The following is a 14,314-nucleotide window of genomic DNA, read 5'->3' as shown; positions in this document are numbered from 1 at the left end:
TTTATGATGGTCAAGCAGACAGCGGGCCGGAATGAACTGGGGCAGTTTGCCCCGGAATTCGCCCGGCTGAACGACGATGTCCTCTTTGGTGAGGTGTGGAACCGGGAGTCACAGCTCTCAGCGCGGGACCGCTGCATCGTCACCGTTACCGCCCTGATGAGCAAGGGCCTTCTGGACAGTTCGCTGCAATATCATATTGCCAACGCGAAGAAGGAGGGCGTTACCGCCCAGGAGATGGCGGAAATCCTGACCCACGCCGCCTTCTACGCCGGCTGGCCCAACGCCTGGGCGGCCTTCCGCATGGCAAAGGAGGTGTATGAGCATGACTGAGCTGGAAAAGGCAGGAATCTTTGGCCTGGGGCAGCCCAATGACGGCTTTGCCCAGTTTTTCATCGGCCAGAGCTACCTGAATCCCGTGGTCACCCAAGGAATCGGCATCTTCAACGTCACCTTCGAACCGGGGTGCCGCAACAACTGGCACATCCACCACGCCAAGAGCGGCGGCGGGCAGATCCTTCTCTGCACCTCCGGCCGGGGCTGGTATCAGGCGGAGGGGGAAGAACCGGTTTCCCTGACCCCCGGCAAGGCGGTCTATATTCCCCCGGAGGTGACGCACTGGCACGGCGCCGCCAGAGACAGTTGGTTCGCCCACCTGGCCATTGAGGTTCCCGGCAAGGAGGGCAGCAACGAGTGGCTGGAGCCGGTGGACGAGTCTCAATACAATATACTTCCCTAAATAACAGCAAGGCAGGTATCGCATGGAGGACATCATCATAATTCGGGCAACCGATCCGGACGGTACAATCTATCAGCGAATCCGGGATGCACTGGGCGGCATTCCTGCGGAGGAAATTGACCTTTCTCCACACAAGAATGCTGTGCTTGATTTCCCAGGACTCATTATCCAGATCAAGGCCGGTGTCGTACTTCGGGGCGGCATCTCCGTTCAGCTTAATTATGGTGAGTTCTCCATGCTCTGCCACCTGGCCCGGCATCCTGGCCGAATTTTCTCAAGGGATCAACTATATAATGCAGTTTATGGCGAGGATCATTTCTTCAGCAACACCGTTCCCAACACCATCTGCCGGATCAGAAGCAAAAATGAACCAGATCCCAGACACCCCACTTACATCAAAACGGTGGTTGGAATGGGATATAAGTTCGTAATCCCAGAAAAACACTGATTTACCTCTGGAAAAGGTCTTCAAAATTTGCGGTGCTGTAAACAAAAGAACCTGCTTTATCATTTACAGAACCAACCCACTCCATTATACTGAAGTTAAGGAAAGCAAGAACGGGGATGAGAAGATGGCAGGTAGGCAAATCCGTGCTGGCTACTATCGGCGGTACGATGGAAAGGTGATCTATGTAGTCTCTCTGGCTGAGGATGCCGACACCCGCGAGGAGACTGTCATCTGGCGTCCTCACACCTTCTCGGACGCGCCCAAGTACTATACCGTCAGCAAAAAATCCTTCTGCGGTTTTGTAAATGTGAACGGTGAGCGAAGGGCCAAACACATACGGCTGACAAACATGAAGATCACGGAGGCTGTCATCGAAAATCTTGCGGAGGATGGTTTCCGCGGTCCGCTGCGCAAAACAAGCCGACAGCTTGATGGAGAATATGACCCCCGCAAGTATCAGCAGTCCCCCACCTACTACGCATACGCCAAGGATCTCTGCGAGAACTACCGCTTTGATCTGCGCAAGTATCGCTTCTGTATGAACGAGAAAAAGTACGCCGCCATCACCAGAACGGACTTCGCTAACTTGAAGGAGGACCTGCAATTTCTGGACAACGCGTTGAAAACGGTGCTACGGGATCAGCAAAGTTACTTTCGGGAGCGATTCGTGGATGGTCTGTCCATCCGCAAGTATGCCGAAGTACACCACCTCAACCGAGGCAGTGTGGACTATCTGCAAAAGAAGTTCTTCTCCGCTCTGGCACAGCTGCTGAAAGAGCGAGATGAAACAGAGGACAAGTGCCGCCTGCGGAAAAATTAAGTATCTTTCAACTGAATCAACAAATCAAAACCGGGGCATCTGCTGATAAGGCAGATGCTCCGGTTTTCTGTCAAGTCTACGGCAAAGAAAGCAGACGTTGTATGTCAATTTTATGTCGATTGGCCAATATGTCCAGATTAGTAGTAGAGGGGAATTTTTTGAAGGAGGTCTATATGAAAGAGTCTGTCTACAAAAGCTATGAGGAGCTACCGCTGTTTCTGAATGTGGCGATGGTGGCAAAGGTGCTGGGTGTATCTCCATCATCGGGATACGAGCTCATGCACGAACCAGGGTTCCCAGTGCTGAGAGTCGGCAGTCGGATGGTGGTGCCAAAGGAACAGTTCATCCAGTGGGTGACTGAGCACGCGGGAGGCAACACATGAAGTACAGTGGTCACGGAAATTTTCCCTCTCTGCCCAACGAAGTGTTCCTCTTGGGGCTGACTCCCGGCGAGCTGGCAGTGTACAGCTACCTGCGGCGGTGTGAAGATCACAAGACCCACCAATGCTGGCCCAGCTATAAAGCCATCGGCAAGGCGGTGAGGCTGAGCGAGAACACGGTGCGCAAGTACACACTGCTGCTGGAGGAACGAGGGCTGATCTCCACGGAGCCTACCGAGGTCATCACCAAGGCTGGGGTAAAGCGCAACGGCAATCTGCGGTATACCCTCCGCCCTGTTCAGGAATGGATAGAGGAGCACTACAACCGACAGCTGGAACAGTTGGAGTTGAATACAGAGCGCCAACGAACTGCGAAACTCATGCAAACACAGAAATGCACCGTGTAGCCGCCTGTGCGCCGCTGTGTGCCATTTTCAGCCGAGGAGCAACCACCCGGCCGCTACACCATAAAGCCCGAGGGTAAGAACCGTGTGGCCGAAAGTCCCGGGTGGACCGAGGGGTCGAAAACGGTGCAGGATAAAGGCGGGCGGGCGCAAGCGTCCTCCGCCAAGCCACACCGCCCCGCAATGCGGGTCGGGGCAAGGGGTTGCGGGATTTGAAGGCGGGGGTCAAGGTGGCTGTAAGTCAATATTTTCCCCAATGGATTTTCAAGATTTTATGGAGGTATGTAAGATGACACAGGAGAGAAAGGAACGGGTCGGTATTTTGATGCCGCCCAGTCAGGTAAAAGAGATCGACGCACTCTACCCGCTCCACGGCCACGCCATCCGAAGCGAATTCGTCTGCAAGGCGGTGGAGTTCTACACAGGATTTCTCAACGTAGAAAGTCACGAAGCGTACATGGATAAGACAACTCTTGCGTTTCTGGAGGAGCAGCTTGGAAAGCTGGAGGGGCGGATCTGCCGTCAGCTCTTTCGGATGTGCGTGGAGCAGGAAATGGCCAGCCACCTGTTCGCCAGCCAGTCTCTGGGCGTCCCGGAGGAAACCTTCGAGGAACTGCGCCGGACGCAAGACAGTGGGGAGCATCCGCTACGACAGTATCTATGCCTACCAGCGCAGAGGACGGGAACCGGAGGAGAGTGACGATGAAGAAGACTGAGAAGATCACAGTGTCGCTTCCCTCTGAAACCATTTGGTTGGCAGACCAAAGCTGGGAGCGATTCGGTTTCGCTAATCGCTCCTAATTAGTGAACGTCGCCCTCCGGGAGTATGTCAGCCGGGACCTGCTGAAGGAGTTTACGGGAGAGCTGTCCCAGTTTTATCAGACCATCGAGCGCAGTGAGATCAAGCAGATGGAAAAGCATCTGGCCAAGCTGTCCTACAAGATTGCGGTGGAGATCGCGCAGATGCATCTGACGCTGGCCTCCATGGTCGGGCTTTCATACGAGGACACCCACAAGCTGCGGGGCAAAGCGGTGGCTCTGGTCAACGATACCAAGGGATACATCTCCCTGGATACCGCAAGAAAGTACACAGTCCCTCTTCTCATAGACGAAGAATCGGAGGAAGAGGTCAACGAGAGGTGATTCAAAATCTGCGCCGCAAAACAAAGAGTAAAAGGGCCGCCGCAACAAAAATATTTTATGGATATCCGCTATTAGGTATGGCTATTCCGGCAGAGTTAGGGTATTGTGTGTTGCTACAAAGGAGGTGCATAATCATGGCAAAACGCAGACCGTCCGGGGGCGGCATGGTTAGAAAAAGAAAAGATGGCCGCTGGGAGGGCCGCATCGTGGTGGGTCACAAAGAAAACGGTGACTCCATCTTCCGCTACATCTACGCAGACACCCAGAAGGAGCTGACCACCAAGAGGGCCTGGTCGATGGCGTCTTCCGCATTGGCAAATTGGCTTGGGTAGAGCTTGGTGATGACGAAAATTTCCTCCCTGGGGATGCCGGACTCCCGCACCGCCCGCCCAACCTCCGCCTCGTTATGGTACATATAGGCGGTGTCGATGAGCCGGACGCCCCGTTCCAGCGCCGCCGACACGGAGGTAAAGCAGGTTTCGCCGGTCAGGGAGTAAGTTCCAAGGCCGTTAATGGGCATAGCGTAGCCGCTGTTGAGTATGACGGTCCCCGTCTCGAAGTCGAATCTCCCGATGCCTGTTGCGGTGGGTGTCCGGGACAAATCCAGTCCGTGGACCCAATCCGTGATTGTCTCCCGGCCGGTCCCGCCGGGAAACCGCTTGCCGGAGCGCCAGTCTGCTCCCGGCGCCAGGACATGGAGGTTGGTATCGCTGGAGCCGATGCCGCTGCTGTGGGAAGTACAGAACGGCACAATGGTCTTCCCGGAAAACTCATAGCTTTCTAAAAATGTGTAGATGATTTTTGGAGCTTGGCCGTGCCAGACGGGGTAGCCCAGAAGCACGACATTATAATCCTCCATATTCTCCACGCTCCCCGAAATAGCGGGACGGGCGGAGGGATCGGACTGTTCCCGATTGGACCGGCTGGAACTATTGTTATAGTTCAAATCATCGGCGGTATAGGGAATCTCCGGCACGATCTAATAGAGGTCGGCGTCCAGGAAATTGGCCGCGTATTCGGCCAGGGGGCGGGTGGTGCCTGTGGCGGAAAAATAGGCCACAAGGGTTTTGGGTTCCGCATGGGTATCCCACACGCTTTCCTGTGTCTGCATCCGGAAAGTCACCTCCACAGTTCCGCCGCCCACGGCCTCGGCCAATCTGGCCGGGTCAGCGATCCGCCCCAATCTGGTATAGGAATAGGAACTGGCAAAGCTCTCGTAAAACAGCACCAGACAGTCCGAGCCATACAGCATCAGGTCGCCTGCCTGAATGGTCCCTGGCCGCTCCGGGGTGGTGGGGAAGTTCTCCTGGAAATAGTGAAATTTCTCGTTGCCGTTGAGCTCGTCCATGGTCACTGTGAGGGGCAGTCGCTCCGCCAGCGCGCGGGCGGCGGCGTTGTCCTCCAACAGGGCTGTGAAGTCCCTGCCGCCCACGGAAATCACGAGAACTTGCTCTGAAAGCGGCGGCGCATCCACCGAATCGCGGCTCAAATAGCGGTGCAGAAGCACGGCGGTCTCCCCGCGGGTGAGTTCCGCCTTGGGGTCAAATCGGTTGCCCGTTTTTCCATTCAGAATGCCATTGGCTTTAGCCCAATTCACAGCCGGAACCGCCCAAGTGGAGATGGACGCCCCATCGGCAAAGGCTTCCCCCGTCGTGTCGGATTCGGGGGACCCGGCATAGCGCCAGAGGACTGCCGCGGCCTGTTCACGGGTCACCGGGTCATCTACGCCGAACAGGCCGTTCCCGTAACCAGACAGGATGCCGGAGCCGGAGGCCCAGGAGACAGCGTCGCTGTACCACGCGCCTCCGGTGGCGTCCGTGAAATCTGTGCCCGCCGTCACAGAGGAACTTCCGGCCATGCGGTAGAGCACCGCAGCCAGCATGGCGCGGGTCATGGAAGCGTCGGGGGAAAAGGTGGTATTGGTGGTGCCGCCCATGATCCCCTGTTCGGAACAGAATCGGACCGCCTCCGCATACCAAGCATTGTCGTCTATGTCTGTAAAAGCCATTGTGGTGTCGGCAGTGCGGATGTCCTCCGGTACGGAGGAGGACTCCGTTCGCTTTTCCGCCGCGCAGGCCGGCAGCGTCAGCAGACTCAGCGTGCAGAATACCAGCGCCAGGGATAAAAACCGTCTTCTCATATGCAGCCTCCTGTTCACAGGCTCCGCCCCATCCGGGCGGCCCGCTCCAGGAGGGCGGGGTGGGTTTGGATTGCGCCGAGACTGTCCACGCCCACGCCCCGTACCACGCCGGAGAGCTTAGCCCGGTCAAAGCAGGAGATCCAGCCCTCCAGGCCCTTTACCGCGCCATCCATGGCGCTCTCGTCCCCGTCCGCCGCCGTCGCCAGCAGGTAGATATCCCGGAAGGCGTACTCCGCCGGGAACAGGGGATTGGTGCGGTCCAGCAGGGTCTTCATCTGGCCGCTCATCTCGTAGAAGTAGATGGGTGTGGCGAAGACCAGCACGTCGACACGGCGCATCTTCTCCAGAATACCCTCCACGTCATCGCGGATGATGCATCGTTTCGTCTTCTGGCAGGCCAGGCACCCCCGGCAGAACTGGATATTCTGATCATACAGGCAGATTTTTTCCGTCTCATGCCCCGCCTCCGCCGCGCCGGCCAGGAAGGCATCAGCCAGAAGCTCCGAATTGCCGCCCCGCCGGGGGCTGGTGGACAGGGCCAGGACTTTCTTTTTCATTCTGATACCTCCGTTTCGATTCGTTTCAGGATACGGGCGGGCACGCCGCCCACCACTACATTGGGCGGCACATCCCTTGTTACCACCGCTCCCGCGGCCACCACGGCTCCGTCCCCGATGGTAACGCCGGGGACCACGGTGGCATTGGCCCCGATCCAGACGTTTTTGCCCAGTATGATGGGGGCCGGGTGCAGGATATAGCGCCTGGCCGGGTCCTCGTCGTGGTTGAGGGTGGCCAGCACCACGTTGTGGCCGATGAGCGCGCCGTCCCCCAGGACGATGCCGCCCTGGTCCTGGAAGCGGCAGCCGGTGTTGATGAACACGTCCTTGCCCACCGTGATGTTCTGACCATAGTCGGTGTAGAAGGGCGGGAACAGGCAGAAGGTCTCATCCACCGGCTGGTTGATGAGTTGGAAGAACAGCGCCCGCACCCGCTCCGGGGTGTGGTAGGCCCCGTTCAGCTCCATGGTCAGGCGGAGCGCCCGCTGGCTGGCGGCGCGCATGACTTCCGGGTCTTTTAGTCCGGTCTGAATCTGGTCATCGGGATTCATCGCAGGCCCTCCCCGTCAGCGGTAGGATTTGCGGAAGATCTCCGCGCAGTCCTCGTCGGTCATCTCACAGGGGTTGGCGGCGAACAGGCCGCCCTGCATGGAGCGAGCCCCCTTGGCCAGGGTCATGGCCTCCTCCGGCACAAAGCCGTAGTCGCTCATCTTCAGGTCGGCCACGCCGCAGTCCTTCTGGAGCTTTACCAGGGCGGTGATAAAATCCTCCGGCCTGTCGGCGGCGGGCATCCCCATGGCCCGCGCCATTTTAACAAACTGCCCGTCGCAGGCGTGGCGATCAATGAAAAACTGGGCAAAGGCCCTGGAGATCATAATCAGGCCCGCGCCGTGGGGCAGATCGTGATGATAGGCGCTCATGGAGTGCTCCATGGAGTGCTGGGCGGTGGTGCTGGTGAGCTGCATGGTCATCCCCGCCAGGGTGCTGCCGTAGGCCACGTGCTCCCGGGCTTCAAGGTCGCTGCCGTCCTTGACGGCCCGGGGCAGATATTGGGCGATATGCTCAATGGCGGAGAGAGCCAGGGTTTCGCTCAGGAGGTTGACGCCCCTGCTCATCATGACCTCCGTGTGGTGGAACAGGGCGTCGAAACCCTGGTAGGCGGTGTACTTGGGCGGTACGGTGCGCATCAGCTCTGGGTCCACCACGGCCAGCACTGGTGTCAGGGAAGGATGGCCGCCGAAGCCGATCTTCTCGTGGGTGTTCGGGTTGGAGATGACGCCCCAGAAGTTGAGCTCCGAGCCGGTCCCGGCGGTGAGGGTGACGGTGACGATCGGCAGGCCGGGATTCACCAGGGGCTGTCCCTTGCCGGTGCCGCCCTGCACATAGTCCCATAGGTCGCCGGGGTTGGTAGCCATGGCGGAGACGGCGACAGAGGCGTCCAGCACCGCGCCGCCGCCCAGGGCCAGGATGAAGTCGCAGCCGTTGTCCCGGGCAAAGGCCGCCCCATCCATGACGACGCTCTTGAGGGGGTTCTCCATAATTTTTGCGAATTCGGCCCACGCCACGCCCGCCGCCTTGAGCTGGGCCGTCACCTTGCCGTAGGCGCCGCTGACCTGAGCAGACCTGCCGCCGGACATGAGCAGGAGCGCCTTTTTTCCCGGCAGCGGTTGCCGGCCCAGCGTTGCGATGCTCCCGCTGCCAAAAATCAAATGGGTGGGGTTATTAAAATCAAATTGGTTCATTGTGATTCCTCCTGACGCTGTTCTTTTTCTGTTTGATAGACAAGGTAGTCCAAGTAGTCGAGCTGCTTTTGGTTCCGGTGGACCGCATCCAGCAGGGCTTTCCGATGACTGGCGAGCAGCCGGAGCAGCTCGGACGTTTTCCCGCTTTGGGATAGGGCCATACACTGCTGGACCGTCTCCCGGTCGCAGCCCGCGTCCATCAGATTCTGATAGAGGATGCCTTGGATGTCTGACGCCTCCGTCATGGTACCACCTCCTGTTGTCTTTAGTATAAGTCTGTCATCCAGAAATATCAAATACCCGTTTTCTATATCAAGTTATTCTTGAAAAGAATAACTATCTCTGCTATTCTGGAAACAGGAGGTACCTATATGGAAATTCGTGTCCTGCGCTATTTTTTGGAGGTTGCTCGGGAGGGGAATATCACCCGGGCGGCGGAACGTCTTCATGTGTCCCAGCCCACCCTGTCCAAGCAACTCAAGGACCTGGAGAGCGAGCTGGGCAAAAAGCTGTTTGTCCGCAGCAATTACAGCGTCAAGCTGACCGACGAGGGGATGCTTCTGCGCAGACGTGCTGAGGACATCCTGGAGATGGTGGATAAGACCGCCGATGAATTCAAGGCCCTGGGGGAGATCACCGGCGGGGATATCCGTATCGGCTGCGCCGAGTCCGACGGAGTCAAATACCTGGCCCGGTGCGTCAAATCCCTGCAGGAACAGTACCCCCGTATCCGGCTGCACCTGTACAGCGGCAACACCGAGGATGTGTCGGAGCGGCTGGACAGGGGCTTGCTGGACTTTGCGGTCCTGGCCCAGGAGGTAGACCTGTCCAAATATAATTACCTGGAGCTCCCCCACGCCGACCGCTGGGGCCTTGTGATGCGTAAGGACAGCCCCCTTGCCAAAAAGGAGGCTGTCCAGATGAAGGATTTATTGGGCCTGCCGCTGATCTGCTCCCGGCAGGGGATCACGGAGGATTTTCCAAAGTGGTTCGGAGAGAAGGTGGACCGGCTCAATATCGTAGCCACCTTTAATCTGGCCTATAACGCCGGAATCCTGGTGCGGGAGGGGATGGGCTACGCCCTGTCCTTCGATAAGCTGATCAACACCGGCTCGGACAGCGAGCTGTGCTTCCAGCCGCTCATGCCTGCGCTGGAGACAAAGCTGTATCTTGTCTGGAAAAAGTATCAGGTGTTTACAAGAGTAGCCGAAGTGTTTCTGAAGCAATTGCAGCAGGAATTGGCTTAATCTTTGAACGGTAACGATTGCCAGATAAAGTACAAGGGCGGCCCACAAAAGGACCACCCTTGTGCTTTCTTTTCAGTTTTCTTCCTTCACACCCATCGTACCTACTGGTAGCTGGGAGTTCGACTCCTGCCGGAATGGCTTTTGGGTGGGTCGATATCTAAGATTTGAGGCCCTCAACTTTTCTAAGTTGAGGGCCTCTCAAGGCTTGAAAACACTGGATCTTTGGTCCAAATATCTTTTTTGCCTTGTACTTTTGGAGCTGCTGGGCAGATTCGAACTGCCGACCTCATCCTTACCAAGGATGCGCTCTACCGACTGAGCTACAGCAGCAAATGGCGACCAAGATGGGGCTCGAACCCACGACCTCCAGCGTGACAGGCTGGCGTTCTAACCAACTGAACTACTTGGCCATATTGACATCACAACCAAGCCAAATTATTGTAACATAGCCTGTCCTTGATGTAAAGAGTTTTTATGGCAGGGGCAGAAAGATTCGAACTCTCGACACGCGGTTTTGGAGACCGCTGCTCTACCAACTGAGCTATACCCCTATCTCGCACTTCAAAGCTATGTCAGAACGTATACCCTGCCAGAATAAAGTGGTGGGCCTTCGGGGACTCGAACCCGGGACCGGACGGTTATGAGCCGTCTGCTCTAACCAACTGAGCTAAAGGCCCTTATCTGGTGCCCTGGTCTTAAGAGAAGTATTGCCGCCACGCCGTGTGGCGGCAATACTTTGGCTCCCCCTGTTGGGCTCGAACCAACAACCCCGCGGTTAACAGCCGCGTGCTCTACCATTGAGCTAAGGAGGAATGTGTCAGACTCCAGCTCTCTTGAACCAAAGCCTGAACTTTGTGTTGGCGCTACCTATCTTCCCGGGCCGTCTCCAGCCAAGTATTGTGAGCAGAAGCGAGCTTAACTGCCGTGTTCGGAATGGGAACGGGTGGACCCTCGCTCTAATCAGCACCAACTGTCATCCGGAAGCTCCGGAAAACAAACAAATTATAAGGTTTTTTGAGACTCTTGTCAAGCCCTTTTTGAGGACTTAGAACCGGAAGCAAACTCCCGCTCGCTTCCCATTCTCAACCCTCAACGGCTGACTTTGGTGCGCCTTCAGGGACTCGAACCCGGGACCCACTGATTAAGAGTCAGTTGCTCTACCAACTGAGCTAAAGGCGCATATTCGTCAATACGGGTTTCCCCGCAACTTGCTTTGATCTGGTGACCCGTACCGGATTCGAACCGATGTTAACGGCGTGAGAGGCCGCTGTCTTAACCACTTGACCAACGGGCCGCGTCGTCATCGGGGCAAACTGCGCTCGCTTCATTTCCGCCCCCGGCGGAAACTCCGTATTGCTCCGTTGCCCTTCCTTTTCGACACACAAACGCTGCGCTGCTTTGCATGCCGATTTACGTGGACATTGCTCTTTACGGGGTTCATGGCCGCTCCATGCACCCTCAAAACCGAACAACGATATGATGTCCTTCTATTTCAGGCCGCCTGCATTTTCATTGTAGGTCAAGCCCTCGGGCGATTAGTACCGGTCAGCTGCATACGTTGCCGCACTTCCACTTCCGGCCTATCAACCAGGTAGTCTTCCTGGGCCCTTACCTCATATAGAGTGAGAGATCTCATCTTAGGGGGAGTTTCACGCTTAGATGCCTTCAGCGTTTATCTCGTCCGTACATAGCTACCCAGCTATGCCCTTGGCAGGACAACTGGTGCACCAGAGGTACGTCCATCCCGGTCCTCTCGTACTAAGGACAGCTCCCTTCAAATCTCTTACGCCCGCAACAGATAGGGACCGAACTGTCTCACGACGTTCTGAACCCAGCTCGCGTGCCGCTTTAATTGGCGAACAGCCAAACCCTTGGGACCGAATTCAGCCCCAGGATGCGACGAGCCGACATCGAGGTGCCAAACCTCCCCGTCGCTGTGGACGCTTGGGGGAGATCAGCCTGTTATCCCCAGGGTAGCTTTTATCCGTTGAGCGATGGCATTTCCACTCACATACCACCGGATCACTAACTCCAACTTTCGTTACTGCTCGACCCGTCGGTCTCGCAGTTAGGCTCGTTTATGCGTTTACACTCACTGCACGATTTCCGTCCGTGCTGAACGAACCTTTGAGCGCCTCCGTTACTCTTTTGGAGGCGACCGCCCCAGTCAAACTGCCCGCCTAACAGTGTCCCCCGACCCGATTCAGGGCCGCAGGTTAGAAAACCAGCAATCCAAGAGTGGTATCCCACCGGCGACTCCACTGAACCTGACGGCCCAGCTTCCAAGTCTCCCACCTATCCTGTACATGAATTACCGATTTCCAGTATTAAGCTGCAGTAAAGCTCCATGGGGTCTTTCCGTCTAGTTGCGGGTAACTGGCATCTTCACCAGTACTACAATTTCGCCGGGCGGGCTGTTGAGACAGTGCCCAAATCATTACGCCTTTCGTGCGGGTCAGAACTTACCTGACAAGGAATTTCGCTACCTTAGGACCGTTATAGTTACGGCCGCCGTTTACCGGGGCTTCAATTCAATGCTTCGGCCTTGCGGCCTGACATCTCCTCTTAACCTTCCGGCACCGGGCAGGCGTCAGCCCATATACGTCATCTTTCGATTTAGCATAGACCTGTGTTTTTGGTAAACAGTTGCTTGGGCCTATTCACTGCGGCCCCTTTCGGGGCTCCCCTTCTTCCGAAGTTACGGGGTCAACTTGCCGAGTTCCTTAACAACCCTTCTCCCGTTGGCCTTAGGATTCTCTCCTCATCTACCTGTGTCGGTTTGCGGTACGGGCACCTTAGCATACACATGAGCTTTTCTCGCCTTCAAGCATCGCAGACTTCCCTACTATATTTTCGGTCCCTTTCGCCCGGGGCTACCAACGCCCGGGTTCTGCTATCTCAAAGTGTCCCTCATGCTTAAGGTTCGGTGGCTACGGAATTTCTACCGTATGTGCATCGACTACGCCTTTCGGCCTCGCCTTAGCCCCCGGCTTACCTTGGGCGGACGAACCTTCCCCAAGAAACCTTAGATTTTCGGCCATTATGATTCCCACATAATTCTCGCTACTCATTCCGGCATTCTCACTTGTGTACAGTCCACCTGTGCTTCCGCTCAGACTTCACCCCGTACACAACGCTCCCCTACCACGCGCGTTTTCACACGCATCCCAAGCTTCGGTTGTATGCTTAGCCCCGTTATATTTTCCGCGCAGAACCACTCGACCAGTGAGCTATTACGCACTCTTTTAATGAGTGGCTGCTTCTAAGCCAACATCCTGGTTGTTTTTGCAGCTCCACATCGTTTTCCACTTAGCATACATTAGGGACCTTAGCTGTGGGTCTGGGCTGTTTCCCTTTTGACAATGAAACTTATCTCACACTGTCTGACTGCTATGCATCAATTATCCGGCATTCAGAGTTTGATAGGCGTTGGTAATCTTATCGACCCCTCGACCATTCAGTGCTTTACCTCCGGTAATCTAACATAACGCTAACCCTAAAGCTATTTCGGGGAGAACCAGCTATCTCCGAGTTCGATTGGAATTTCTCCGCTATCCACAAGTCATCCGCCACCATTGCAACGGGGGTCGGTTCGGTCCTCCATGGGGTTTTACCCCCACTTCAACCTGCTCATGGATAGGTCACCCGGTTTCGGGTCTATGGCAACGAACTTCATACGCCCTATTCAGACTCGCTCTCGCTGCGCCTCCGGCACTGAATGCCTTAAGCTTGCTCGTTACTATAACTCGCCGGACCGTTCTACAAAAAGTACGTCATCACACTTTAACGTGCTTTGACTGCTTGTAAGCACAAGGTTTCAGGTTCTCTTTCACTCCCCTTCCGGGGTCCTTTTCACCTTTCCCTCACGGTACTGCTCCTCTATCGGTCATCAGGTAGTATTTAGGCTTGGAGGGTGGTCCCCCCTGTTTCCCACCGGGTTTCACGTGTCCGGCGGTACTCTGGATACTCACTGACGCAACTCATCTTTCGGATACGGGGCTCTCACCCGCTATGGCCGGCCTTCCCATGCCGTTCTCCTAAACTATTGCGCCGTTTTGTGAGTCCTCAACCCCAGAGAATAAATCCTCTGGTTTGGCCTCTTCCGCGTTCGCTCGCCACTACTTACGGAATCTCTGTTGATGTCTTTTCCTCGCCCTACTTAGATGTTTCAGTTCAGGCGGTTCCCCGCGTACGCCTATTTTATTCAACGCACGCTGACAGAGTATTGCTCTGCCGGGTTGCCCCATTCGGAAATCTCCGGATCAATGGATATTTGCTCCTCCCCGAAGCTTATCGCAGCTTGTCACGTCCTTCGTCGGCTCCTGATGCCAAGGCATTCCCCTTGCGCTCTTTTTAGCTTGACCTATTTCGAACAATCTTTCAATTGGTTCTCTTAGTTGAATTATGCAGGCTTCCTCAGAATTCTTTTTTTTGAAATTGTAATTGTTACCCTCATCTTTTCAGATGTTGTTCCACAATTAAATTACCTTCCGAACTTTTGTCCAGAAGACCTCTTCTGTTGCCTTACATGTCTTTCATCATATCATTGTTCAGTTTTCAAGGTGCACGCGTCCATGCAGGCTCCATATCACTCGCTTTCCCACAAGTGGCAAAGCTCGTTCATTTCGCTGCATCTCCTCTTCCTCCGCAACCGCTTTCGCTGGGTTGCGTCGGAGTTGGATACGACGTATTCTTTT

At 55.8% G+C, this 14,314-nt stretch carries 15 protein-coding genes, 7 tRNA genes, 2 rRNA genes and 1 pseudogene; 10 read left to right on the top strand and 15 right to left on the bottom strand.

Annotated features, from left to right (window positions below; translation table 11 throughout):
- The first annotated feature begins 3 nt into the window (after positions 1-3).
- From KQI82_RS04120 to KQI82_RS15590, 9 genes and pseudogenes are all read left to right on the top strand, one after another.
- Positions 4-330 (top strand): carboxymuconolactone decarboxylase family protein, encoded by a 327-nt coding sequence (locus KQI82_RS04120; RefSeq protein WP_338148944.1) that lies wholly within the window; start codon positions 4-6, stop codon positions 328-330.
- Entirely contained in the window at positions 323-736 is a 414-nt protein-coding gene (locus tag KQI82_RS04115; protein WP_241426610.1) for a cupin domain-containing protein, read from the top strand. Before KQI82_RS04120 ends, KQI82_RS04115 begins: the two co-directional genes overlap by 8 nt.
- Positions 737-758: 22 nt before the next feature.
- Entirely contained in the window at positions 759-1,184 is a 426-nt protein-coding gene (locus tag KQI82_RS04110; protein ID WP_216559057.1) for a winged helix-turn-helix domain-containing protein, read from the top strand.
- A 124-nt stretch (positions 1,185-1,308) separates the two neighbouring features.
- The gene (locus KQI82_RS04105; RefSeq protein ID WP_216559054.1) at positions 1,309-2,004 is read left to right on the top strand and encodes a hypothetical protein; all 696 of its coding nucleotides are present in this window, start codon (positions 1,309-1,311) and stop codon (positions 2,002-2,004) included.
- 173 nt (positions 2,005-2,177) lie between these two features.
- On the top strand, positions 2,178-2,387 hold the full coding sequence (locus KQI82_RS04100) for a helix-turn-helix transcriptional regulator (protein ID WP_216633619.1): 210 nt from the start codon (positions 2,178-2,180) through the stop codon (positions 2,385-2,387).
- Complete coding sequence (locus tag KQI82_RS04095; protein WP_216559051.1) at positions 2,384-2,791, top strand: helix-turn-helix domain-containing protein; 408 nt, start codon at positions 2,384-2,386, stop codon at positions 2,789-2,791. The genes KQI82_RS04100 and KQI82_RS04095 overlap by 4 nt, the downstream gene beginning before the upstream one ends.
- Positions 2,792-3,077: 286 nt before the next feature.
- Positions 3,078-3,488 (top strand): hypothetical protein, encoded by a 411-nt coding sequence (locus KQI82_RS04090; RefSeq protein ID WP_241426609.1) that lies wholly within the window; start codon positions 3,078-3,080, stop codon positions 3,486-3,488.
- Between the two features lie 104 nt (positions 3,489-3,592).
- A complete protein-coding gene (locus tag KQI82_RS04085; RefSeq protein ID WP_216559048.1) occupies positions 3,593-3,931 on the top strand; it encodes a hypothetical protein in 339 nt (112 codons plus the stop codon).
- A gap of 134 nt (positions 3,932-4,065) precedes the next feature.
- Positions 4,066-4,215: pseudogene (locus tag KQI82_RS15590) on the top strand (tyrosine-type recombinase/integrase); the annotation flags it as partial.
- Here KQI82_RS15590 and KQI82_RS15865 read toward each other — a convergent pair.
- Genes KQI82_RS15865 through KQI82_RS04045 form a run of 6 tightly spaced genes read right to left on the bottom strand, consistent with a single transcriptional unit; the run spans position 4,182 to position 8,615 of the window.
- Entirely contained in the window at positions 4,182-4,907 is a 726-nt protein-coding gene (locus KQI82_RS15865; protein ID WP_338148943.1) for a flavodoxin, read from the bottom strand. The pseudogene KQI82_RS15590 and the gene KQI82_RS15865 sit on opposite strands and share 34 nt — an antisense overlap.
- 3 nt (positions 4,908-4,910) lie before the next feature.
- The gene (locus KQI82_RS15585; protein ID WP_241426608.1) at positions 4,911-6,071 is read right to left on the bottom strand and encodes a cyclophilin-like fold protein; all 1,161 of its coding nucleotides are present in this window, start codon (positions 6,069-6,071) and stop codon (positions 4,911-4,913) included.
- A 14-nt stretch (positions 6,072-6,085) separates the two neighbouring features.
- On the bottom strand, positions 6,086-6,628 hold the full coding sequence (locus KQI82_RS04060; protein ID WP_216559044.1) for a flavodoxin family protein: 543 nt from the start codon (positions 6,626-6,628) through the stop codon (positions 6,086-6,088).
- Positions 6,625-7,179 (bottom strand): DapH/DapD/GlmU-related protein, encoded by a 555-nt coding sequence (locus KQI82_RS04055; RefSeq protein WP_216559041.1) that lies wholly within the window; start codon positions 7,177-7,179, stop codon positions 6,625-6,627. Before KQI82_RS04055 ends, KQI82_RS04060 begins: the two co-directional genes overlap by 4 nt.
- Before the next feature lie 15 nt (positions 7,180-7,194).
- Positions 7,195-8,370, bottom strand: coding sequence for an iron-containing alcohol dehydrogenase (locus tag KQI82_RS04050; protein ID WP_216559038.1), 1,176 nt, complete (start codon positions 8,368-8,370; stop codon positions 7,195-7,197).
- Positions 8,367-8,615, bottom strand: a complete 249-nt coding sequence (locus KQI82_RS04045) for a hypothetical protein (RefSeq protein WP_216559035.1) — start codon at positions 8,613-8,615, stop codon at positions 8,367-8,369. Before KQI82_RS04045 ends, KQI82_RS04050 begins: the two co-directional genes overlap by 4 nt.
- 126 nt (positions 8,616-8,741) lie before the next feature.
- On the opposite strand from KQI82_RS04045, the gene KQI82_RS04040 reads away from it, so the two are divergent.
- Entirely contained in the window at positions 8,742-9,617 is an 876-nt protein-coding gene (locus tag KQI82_RS04040) for a LysR family transcriptional regulator (protein WP_216559032.1), read from the top strand.
- Between the two features lie 254 nt (positions 9,618-9,871).
- On the opposite strand, the gene KQI82_RS04035 is transcribed toward KQI82_RS04040, so the two are convergent.
- The 9 genes from KQI82_RS04035 to KQI82_RS03995 form a co-directional block, all read right to left on the bottom strand.
- Positions 9,872-9,947: transfer RNA gene (locus KQI82_RS04035), tRNA-Thr, on the bottom strand.
- Positions 9,948-9,950: 3 nt separating this feature from the next.
- A tRNA-Asp gene (locus tag KQI82_RS04030) sits at positions 9,951-10,027 on the bottom strand.
- Between the two features lie 65 nt (positions 10,028-10,092).
- Positions 10,093-10,168, bottom strand: a tRNA-Trp gene (locus KQI82_RS04025).
- A gap of 49 nt (positions 10,169-10,217) precedes the next feature.
- Positions 10,218-10,294, bottom strand: a tRNA-Ile gene (locus tag KQI82_RS04020).
- A gap of 60 nt (positions 10,295-10,354) precedes the next feature.
- Positions 10,355-10,429: transfer RNA gene (locus KQI82_RS04015), tRNA-Asn, on the bottom strand.
- Positions 10,430-10,472: 43 nt separating this feature from the next.
- Positions 10,473-10,588, bottom strand: a 5S ribosomal RNA gene (rrf, locus tag KQI82_RS04010).
- Between the two features lie 132 nt (positions 10,589-10,720).
- Positions 10,721-10,796: transfer RNA gene (locus tag KQI82_RS04005), tRNA-Lys, on the bottom strand.
- A 40-nt stretch (positions 10,797-10,836) separates the two neighbouring features.
- Positions 10,837-10,911, bottom strand: a tRNA-Glu gene (locus KQI82_RS04000).
- 221 nt (positions 10,912-11,132) lie between these two features.
- A 23S ribosomal RNA gene (locus KQI82_RS03995) occupies positions 11,133-13,981 on the bottom strand.
- Between the last annotated feature and the right edge of the window lie 333 nt (positions 13,982-14,314).

Origin of the sequence: Dysosmobacter acutus (assembly GCF_018919205.1) — a bacterium.
Lineage (GTDB): Bacteria > Bacillota > Clostridia > Oscillospirales > Oscillospiraceae > Oscillibacter > Oscillibacter acutus.
The sequence above is the reverse complement of the archived record's forward strand: the minus strand, read 5'-3'. Positions and strand labels throughout refer to the sequence as shown.

Coding starts and splice junctions, on each gene's coding strand:
- KQI82_RS04120 (WP_338148944.1), top strand. CDS start 4: ATGATGGTCAAGCAGACAGCGGGCCGGAATGAACTGGGGCAGTTTGCC.
- KQI82_RS04115 (WP_241426610.1), top strand. CDS start 323: ATGACTGAGCTGGAAAAGGCAGGAATCTTTGGCCTGGGGCAGCCCAAT.
- KQI82_RS04110 (WP_216559057.1), top strand. CDS start 759: ATGGAGGACATCATCATAATTCGGGCAACCGATCCGGACGGTACAATC.
- KQI82_RS04105 (WP_216559054.1), top strand. CDS start 1,309: ATGGCAGGTAGGCAAATCCGTGCTGGCTACTATCGGCGGTACGATGGA.
- KQI82_RS04100 (WP_216633619.1), top strand. CDS start 2,178: ATGAAAGAGTCTGTCTACAAAAGCTATGAGGAGCTACCGCTGTTTCTG.
- KQI82_RS04095 (WP_216559051.1), top strand. CDS start 2,384: ATGAAGTACAGTGGTCACGGAAATTTTCCCTCTCTGCCCAACGAAGTG.
- KQI82_RS04090 (WP_241426609.1), top strand. CDS start 3,078: ATGACACAGGAGAGAAAGGAACGGGTCGGTATTTTGATGCCGCCCAGT.
- KQI82_RS15585 (WP_241426608.1), bottom strand. CDS start 6,071: ATGAGAAGACGGTTTTTATCCCTGGCGCTGGTATTCTGCACGCTGAGT.
- KQI82_RS04060 (WP_216559044.1), bottom strand. CDS start 6,628: ATGAAAAAGAAAGTCCTGGCCCTGTCCACCAGCCCCCGGCGGGGCGGC.
- KQI82_RS04055 (WP_216559041.1), bottom strand. CDS start 7,179: ATGAATCCCGATGACCAGATTCAGACCGGACTAAAAGACCCGGAAGTC.
- KQI82_RS04050 (WP_216559038.1), bottom strand. CDS start 8,370: ATGAACCAATTTGATTTTAATAACCCCACCCATTTGATTTTTGGCAGC.
- KQI82_RS04045 (WP_216559035.1), bottom strand. CDS start 8,615: ATGACGGAGGCGTCAGACATCCAAGGCATCCTCTATCAGAATCTGATG.
- KQI82_RS04040 (WP_216559032.1), top strand. CDS start 8,742: ATGGAAATTCGTGTCCTGCGCTATTTTTTGGAGGTTGCTCGGGAGGGG.